Annotated in this window: 5 protein-coding genes; all 5 read right to left on the reverse strand. The window is 72.8% G+C overall.

The window, feature by feature from the left end; all coding sequences use genetic code 11:
• The gene (locus tag ACFZB3_RS40680) at positions 1–1905 is read right to left on the reverse strand and encodes an AMP-binding protein (protein WP_391386137.1); all 1905 of its coding nucleotides are present in this window, start codon (positions 1903–1905) and stop codon (positions 1–3) included.
• Positions 1906–2046: 141 nt separating this feature from the next.
• Positions 2047–3135, reverse strand: coding sequence for a glutamate--cysteine ligase (locus ACFZB3_RS40685; protein ID WP_391386183.1), 1089 nt, complete (start codon positions 3133–3135; stop codon positions 2047–2049).
• Between the two features lie 106 nt (positions 3136–3241).
• Positions 3242–5446: a 1,4-alpha-glucan branching enzyme gene (gene glgB / locus ACFZB3_RS40690; RefSeq protein ID WP_391386140.1), complete on the reverse strand. Its 2205-nt coding sequence runs from the start codon at positions 5444–5446 to the stop codon at positions 3242–3244.
• Between the two features lie 4 nt (positions 5447–5450).
• A complete protein-coding gene (locus ACFZB3_RS40695) occupies positions 5451–6815 on the reverse strand; it encodes a maltokinase (RefSeq protein ID WP_391386143.1) in 1365 nt (454 codons plus the stop codon).
• Positions 6816–6846: 31 nt separating this feature from the next.
• The coding region (locus tag ACFZB3_RS40700) for an alpha-glucosidase C-terminal domain-containing protein (RefSeq protein WP_391386147.1) at positions 6847–7125 on the reverse strand (279 nt) is incomplete at its 5' end.

The raw sequence follows: 7125 nt of genomic DNA on the forward strand, positions 1-7125 counted from the left end.
TCACCGGAACACGTCGTCGGAGTCGTCCCAGTCGGCCGGTTCGGGCTGGCCCTGGCGGCGCACCGCCTGCGAGCGGGCCTGGTACATGGCGTCGATCTCGGCCGCGTAGTGGCGCGCTATGGCGTCCCGGCGCAGCTTCATCGACGGCGTCAGCATGCCGTTGCCCGGGGCGAACGGTTCCTGGAGCACGCGGTAGACCCGGATCGACTCGGCCCGGGACACCGCGCTGTTGGCGGACGCGATGGCGCGGGCGATCTCCTCGCGCAGCGCGTTCTCCTCGCGCGCCTCGCGCCCGGGAGAGTCGCCCGGCACCGCCAGCGCCCCCCGCCAGTGCGCGAGGAAGTCCGGGTCCAGGGTGATCAGCGCGCCCACACAGGGCCGGTCGTCCCCGACGACCACCGCCTGGTGCACCAGCGGGTGCATCCGCAGCCGCTGCTCCAGCGGGGCCGGGGCCACGCTCTTGCCGCTGCTGGTGATGATGATGTCCTTCTTGCGGCCCGTGATCGTCAGGTAGCCCTCGGAGTCCAGCCGCCCGATGTCCCCGGTGGCCAGCCAGCCGCCGCGCAGCGCGGCCCGGGTCGCGTAGTCGTCGCCGACGTACCCCTGGAACACCGACGGACCGCGCACCAGGATCTCGCCGTCGTCGGCCACCTGAATCTGGGTGCCCGGCAGGGCCTGGCCCACCGTGCCCGACTTCTCGCGGCCCAGCGGCTGCATGGTGATCCCGCCGCTGGACTCGGTGAGGCCGTAGCCGTCGTGGACGTACATGCCGATGCCCTCGTAGAACAGGGTGAGTTCACGGCTGAGCGAGGAACCGCCGGACGTGGCCCGCAGCACCCGTCCGCCGAGTGCCCCGCGGAGCTTGCGGTACACCGTCCGCTCGTACAGGGCGTGTTGCAGCCGCAGGTCGAAGCCCGGGCCCGGCCCGGTGCCCAGCCGCTGCCGTTCGGTGGCCGCGGCGAAGTCCCGCGCGGTCTCCGCGGCCCGCTCGAAGAGGGCGCCCCGGCCGTGCTGCTGGGAGGTCCGCAGGAACGTCTTGTACAGCTTCTCCAGCACCGACGGCACGGCGTACAGATAGGTCGGGCGGAACGTGTTCAGCGCCGCGGCCAGCGCGGCCTCGGTCATCTCCGGCTCGTGCCCCATCACGATCCCGCCGCGCAGGCAGATCACCATGATCATCAGGCCGTACACGTGCGAGAACGGCAGGAAGGCCAGCACGGAGGCCTGCTCACCGGGGCGTGCCGCGGTGTGCCCCCAGCCCGCCAGCAGGGTGTCGCACGGGTATGCGAGCCCGCGGTGGCTCAGCGCGCAGCCCAGCGGACGGCCCGAGGTGCCCGAGGTGTAGGTGATGGCCGCCGTCGAGTCGGGCATCACGATCCGGCGCAGCGACTCCACCGTGGTCAGCGGGACGAACGTGCCCTTCTGCACCAGCTCGGGCAGCGCCCCCGCGTTCAGCTGCCACACGTGCTTGAGCTCGGGCAGCCCCTCGCAGACGGTGCCGACGGTCATCACCGCCTGCTCGTCCTCGACCACCACGGCCACGCAGCGGGCGTCCCGCAGGATCCACTCGACCTGGTCCCGCGCGGACGTCGGGTGGATGGGGACGACCTCCGCCCCCACCGACCACAGGGCGAGGCCGAACACCGTCCACTCGTAGCGCGTCCGCGCCATCACGGCCACCCGCTGGCCGGGCGAGATCCCCGACGCGATCAGCCCCTTGGCCAGGTCCACCACCTCGTCCCGGAGCTCGACCGCGGTGACCTCCTCCCAGCCCGCGGCGGCGCCCTCGGGCCGGCGCGCCAGCACCGGCAGGGTGGGGTTCCGGTCCGCCGTCTCGAAGATGCTGTCGGCGAGCCCGCCGGTCAGGGTCGAAGCGGTCGTCGGAGCGAGGGCGTAGTCGCGCATGCGCTGCTCCTGGATGTACGGAGGGTTACCCTCCCGATCGGTACTGTTGTCGATGCGGGTCGAATCTAGCCCAGGGGAGTGCGGCTCGTGTCGGGAACGGTCAACTCGTTTCCACCCGATGACAAAGCTCAGCCCGGGAGTTCAGCCCTGGGTGCGGCGCACGGACTCCACCACGACGTCCCGCAGGCTCCCGGTGCGGGCCAGGAACGCCCGCTGCTCGCGGGCGCCGGTACCCCTGTGCAGCAACTGTGCGACGGCCTCCTCGACGCCGACCGTGTCACCGCTGTCGGCGAGCGCCTCCGCGGTGTGCGCGAGCAGCGCGCGCACCACCTCGACGGCGGGCCGCGGCCGCATGGTCACCGGGTCGAGGAGGTCCTGCTCCAGACCGACGCGGGCGGCCTGCCAGGAGGCCAGCCGGAGCATGCTCACGCTCAGGTCGAGCGGCGGCCGCCCGGCCCGCCAGTCACGCGAGGCCGTCTCCACCAGGGCGCGGATCAGCGTGGCGACGAGGACGGTGGTGTCCGCCCGCAGGCACACGTCGGCCACCCGGATCTCCACCGTCGGGTAGCGCACGGACAGCCGGGCGTCGAAGTACACCATCCCCGTGTCGAGGATGACCCCGCTGGCCACCATGTCCGCGACCCGCTGCCGGTACCGCTCGGCCGAGCCGAACAGCTCGGTCGGCCCCGCCGACGGACCGCGCGCCCACAGCCGGCTGCGGAAGCTGTCGTAACCGGAGTCCCGGCCCTGCCAGAAGGGCGAGTTGACGCTCAGCGCGCGCAGCACCGGGAGCCAGGGCCGGATCCGGTCGAGAACGGCGACGCCCTCCTCGTCGGACTCCACCGACACGTGCACATGGCAGCCGCAGACGAACCAGTCGACCATGGCGGCGCCGTACCGCCCGGCCATCCAGTGGTAGCGCTCGTGCCGGGTGAGCGCCGGGTCGACCGGCAGGGGGTAGGTGGCGAGCGCCGCGACCGCGCAGCCGATCTCGCCGGCCAGCCGGCCCGCCTCCTTGCGGCAGCCGACGATCTCGGCGCCGAGTTCCGCCATGTCGCGCTGCGGGCTGGTCGCGAGCTCCAGCATCTGCCCGAAGAGCTCCGTCTGGAAGACGGCCTGACCGGGATCGTCCAGGGCGGCCCGGTCGACGACGGCTGTCGACCAGGGCACCGGCTCCCCGCTGTCCGGGTGGACCAGCAGAAGTTCTTCCTCCACTCCGACGGTACGCAGCACAGGGAACCGCCCTCCGGCCGGGCCGCGACCGGGCGCGGCGGGGTCTTTCATCCCGGACTGCCCGGACCCGGCGGCGGAAACACGTGCCGGAGTCCTCGGCGGGCTACGGGGCGACAGGCTCCAGCCACACCGTGCCGAGCGGGGGCAGTGTGAGCCGCAGAGCCCCGTCGTCGGTGAGCAGCGGCCCCCGGCTGACGACGTCCCCGCCGCCGTACCGGGCGCTGTCCGTGTTGAGGATCTCCCGCCACACGGGCGTCCCCTTGGGCACGCCCAGCCGGTAGCCGGGCCGGACCACGGGGGAGAGGTTGGAGACCGCCAGCAGCGGCCGGGCCTCGGCATCGAACCTCAGGAAGGCGAAGACGTTGTCCTCGGCCGCGTCCCCCAGGACCCACTGGAAACCCGCCGGATCGGTGTCCCGCTGCCACAGCGCGGGGTGCGCGCGGTACCCGGAGTTGAGATCGCGGACCAGATCCCGGACACCACGGTGATCGGCCTCGGCCCCGTACCCGGGGTCGAGCAGCCACCAGTCCGGGCCGTCGGCGTGGGACCACTCGCCGCCCTGGGCGAACTCCTGCCCCATGAAGAGCAGTTGCTTGCCCGGATGGGCCCACATGAAGGCCAGATACGCACGGTGGTTGGCGCGCTGCTGCCACCAGTCGCCGGGCATCTTGGAGACGAGCGAGCGCTTGCCGTGCACGACCTCGTCGTGGGAGATGGGCAGGACGTAGTTCTCGCTGTACGCGTAGACCATCGAGAAGGTCATCTCGTGGTGGTGGTACTTGCGGTGGACGGGCTCGTGGGACATGTACTCCAGCGAGTCGTGCATCCAGCCCATGTTCCACTTCAGCCCGAAGCCCAGCCCGCCGCTGTCGGTCGGCCGGGTCACCCCGTCCCACGCGGTGGACTCCTCGGCGATGGTCACCACCCCGGGCGCCCGCCGGTAGACGGTCGCGTTCATCTCCTGCAGGAACGCCACCGCGTCCAGGTCCTCGCGCCCGCCGAACACGTTCGGCGTCCACTGCCCGGAGTCCCGCGAGTAGTCGAGGTAGAGCATCGAGGCGACCGCGTCGACGCGCAGCCCGTCCACGTGGAACTCCTCGCACCAGTACACGGCGTTGGCGACCAGGAAGTTGCGCACCTCCGTCCGGCCGAGGTCGAACTCGTAGGTACCCCAGTCCGGATGCTCGGCGCGCCGCTCGTCCCCGGGCTCGTACAGCGGGTCCCCGTCGAAGCGGGCCAGCGCCCAGTCGTCCTTGGGGAAGTGGGCCGGCACCCAGTCCATGATCACGCCGATGCCGGCCCGGTGCAGGGCGTCGACGAGGTACCTGAAGTCGTCGGGGGTGCCGAGCCGCGAGGTCGGAGCGTAGAAGCCGGTGACCTGGTAGCCCCAGGAGCCGCCGAACGGGTGCTCGGCGACCGGCATGAACTCGACGTGCGTGAAACCCAGGTCGTTGACGTACGCGGGCAGTTCCTCCGCCAACTGACGATACGTCAACCCCGGCCGCCAGGACGGCAGATGCACCTCGTACACCGAGAACGGCGCCTCGTGCACCGGGACGTCGCCCCGGTGCGCCATCCACTCCGCGTCGTCCCACTCGTAGTGCGAGACCGTCACGACCGACGCGGTCGCGGGCGGCACCTCCGTCCGCCGGGCCATCGGGTCCGCCTTCAGGAACCGGCCGCCGTGCCGGGAGGTGATCTCGAACTTGTACCGGGCGTCCTCGCCGACCCCCGGCAGGAACAGCTCCCACACCCCGGCCGCGCCCAGCGAGCGCATCGGGAACTGCGTGCCGTCCCAGCACGTGAAGTCCCCGGCCACCCGCACCCCTTGGGCGTTCGGCGCCCAGACGGTGAACCGGGTGCCGGTCACCCCGTCATGGACCATCGGCTCGGCGCCGAGCGCCTTCCACAACTGCTCGTGCCGCCCCTCCCGGATCAGATGCAGGTCGAACTCACCGAGCGCGGGCCGGAACCGGTACGGGTCGTGCACCTCCTGCTCCCCGTCCTCGTACCCGACGAGCAGGGTGTACGACGGGACCTCGGCGTACGGCAGCACGGCCGCGAAGAACCCGTCGTCCTCCGGCGCCAGGGGACTGCGCACCCCGTCCACGAGCACGCTCACGGCGCCGGCGTGCGGGCGCAGGGCGCGGAAGAGGGTGCCGCCGTCCACCGGGTGGGCACCGAGCACGGCGTGCGGGTCGTGGTGGGTGCCGCCGAGCAGCCGCCCGCGGTCGGTGGCGTCCAGCGGCGGGGCCGTGGGACGGGAGGGCCCCGAGGGCTCGGGGAGCGAAGAGTCGCGCAGTGCCATGTGGTCAGCCTCCCCAGCGGGCGAGCCGCTCGATCGCGGCCATCGGAACCGGAAGCCAGGCCGGCCGGTGCCGGGCTTCGTACACCACCTCGTACACCGCGCGGTCCGTCTCGTGGGCGCGCAGCAGTGCGTGCTTCTTGCGCGGGTCCCAGCCGGCCCGGGCAGCGTAACCCGCGCAGTACGCCTCCCGGCAGCGGCGGGCCCACTCCGGGCGCCATGGGCGGCGCTGGCGGGCCGCGTAGTCGAAGGAGCGCAGCATCCCGGCGACGTCCCGGACCGGCGACTGGGTGCTGCGCCGCTCGGCGAGCGGCCGGGACGGCTCGCCCTCGAAGTCGATGACGAACCATTCGTGGTCCGCCCGCAGCACCTGCCCGAGATGGAGGTCGCCGTGGATCCGCTGGGCGAGCGGCCCCGCGTCACAGGTGGCGAGGGACTCGAAGGCGCCGCGCAGCCCGGGGACGAACGGCCGCAGCACCGGCACCGCGTCCGCGGCCGCGTCCAGCCGCGCCGACATCGCCTCGGCCGTGCGGCTGTGTTCGTCGTGGACGGCGGACGGGAAGGCCGCGGCGAGCGCGAGATGCACCTCCGCGGTGGCCCGCCCCAGTTCGTGCGCCTCGGTGGTGAAGTCGTCCCCGGCCGCGAGCGCGCGCAGGGCCAGGGTCCAGCCGTCGGCCGCGTCCGGCAGGAAGGGCTGCAGCACCCCGAGGGTCGCCGGGCTCGGCTCGGTGGTGCGGAACCAGGCCACCGGCGCCGGCACCCGCGCGCAGCCCTGTGCGGCCAGTGCGCCGGGGACCTCCAGGTCCGGGTTGACGCCGGGCTGGATCCGCCGGAACAGCTTCAGGATGTAGGAGTCGCCGTACACCAGGGAGGAGTTGGACTGCTCGGCGTCCAGCAGCCGCGGCGCGAGTCCGCCGGGTATCCGGGCCTCCGGGTCGGTCTCGAAGCGCAGCGGGCCGGCCGTGCCGGGTATGCGCAGCCGCTCCAGGAGCAGTTGGGCGGCGCGCGGGTCGTGCAGGGCGTCGTAGACCGCGAGTCCGGCCAGGGGGCCGTCCTCGGCCCGGCCTATGTAGGCCCGTTCCAGCCTGGGCGCGCGGTGTTCGCGGACGCCGAGCAGCAGCTGGTAGCAGTCACCGGACGGGGTGGCGCCCCCGTGGGGGGAGTGGTCGGCGTGGACCAGCAGGTGCAGGCACCCGGGGAAGAGTTCGGTCACGGACAGCACGGACAGCTCGGTGACGGGCCGGTCCTTGCCCGCGAACCAGCGCTGCCGCGGCAGCCAGTCGCGGAGCAGCCCGCCCAGCGAGCCGAGCGAGCCGAGCGGCCGGTCGAGGCCGGCCGCCGTGCCCCGGGGCAGGTCAACTGTCTTCGTCATGGTGACGCGTCCTTTCCTCGGCTCCGCACGCTCAGCGCCGAGGGCCGATGCGGGAGGCGACTCGGGAGAGCCGGAACCAGTAGAAGCCGTGCCCCGCGAGGGTCAGCAGATACGGCAGCTCGCCGATGGCGGGGAACCGCACTCCGCCGATCAGCTCGACCGGATGCCGGCCGTCGTAGGCCCGCAGATCGAGTTCGGTGGGCTGGGCGAACCGGGAGAAGTTGTGCACGCAGAGGACGAGATCGTCCTCGTACTCGCGCAGGAACGCGATCACCGCCGGGTTGGAGGACTGCAGCTCGGTGTAGGACCC

The organism is Streptomyces sp. NPDC008092 (assembly GCF_042957285.1).
Classification (GTDB): domain Bacteria; phylum Actinomycetota; class Actinomycetes; order Streptomycetales; family Streptomycetaceae; genus Streptomyces.

Bases quoted from the DNA above. Each gene is read 5' to 3' on its own strand.
- ACFZB3_RS40680 (WP_391386137.1), bottom strand. From the start codon at position 1,905: ATGCGCGACTACGCCCTCGCTCCGACGACCGCTTCGACCCTGACCGGC.
- ACFZB3_RS40695 (WP_391386143.1), bottom strand. From the start codon at position 6,815: ATGACGAAGACAGTTGACCTGCCCCGGGGCACGGCGGCCGGCCTCGAC.
- glgB (WP_391386140.1), bottom strand. From the start codon at position 5,446: ATGGCACTGCGCGACTCTTCGCTCCCCGAGCCCTCGGGGCCCTCCCGT.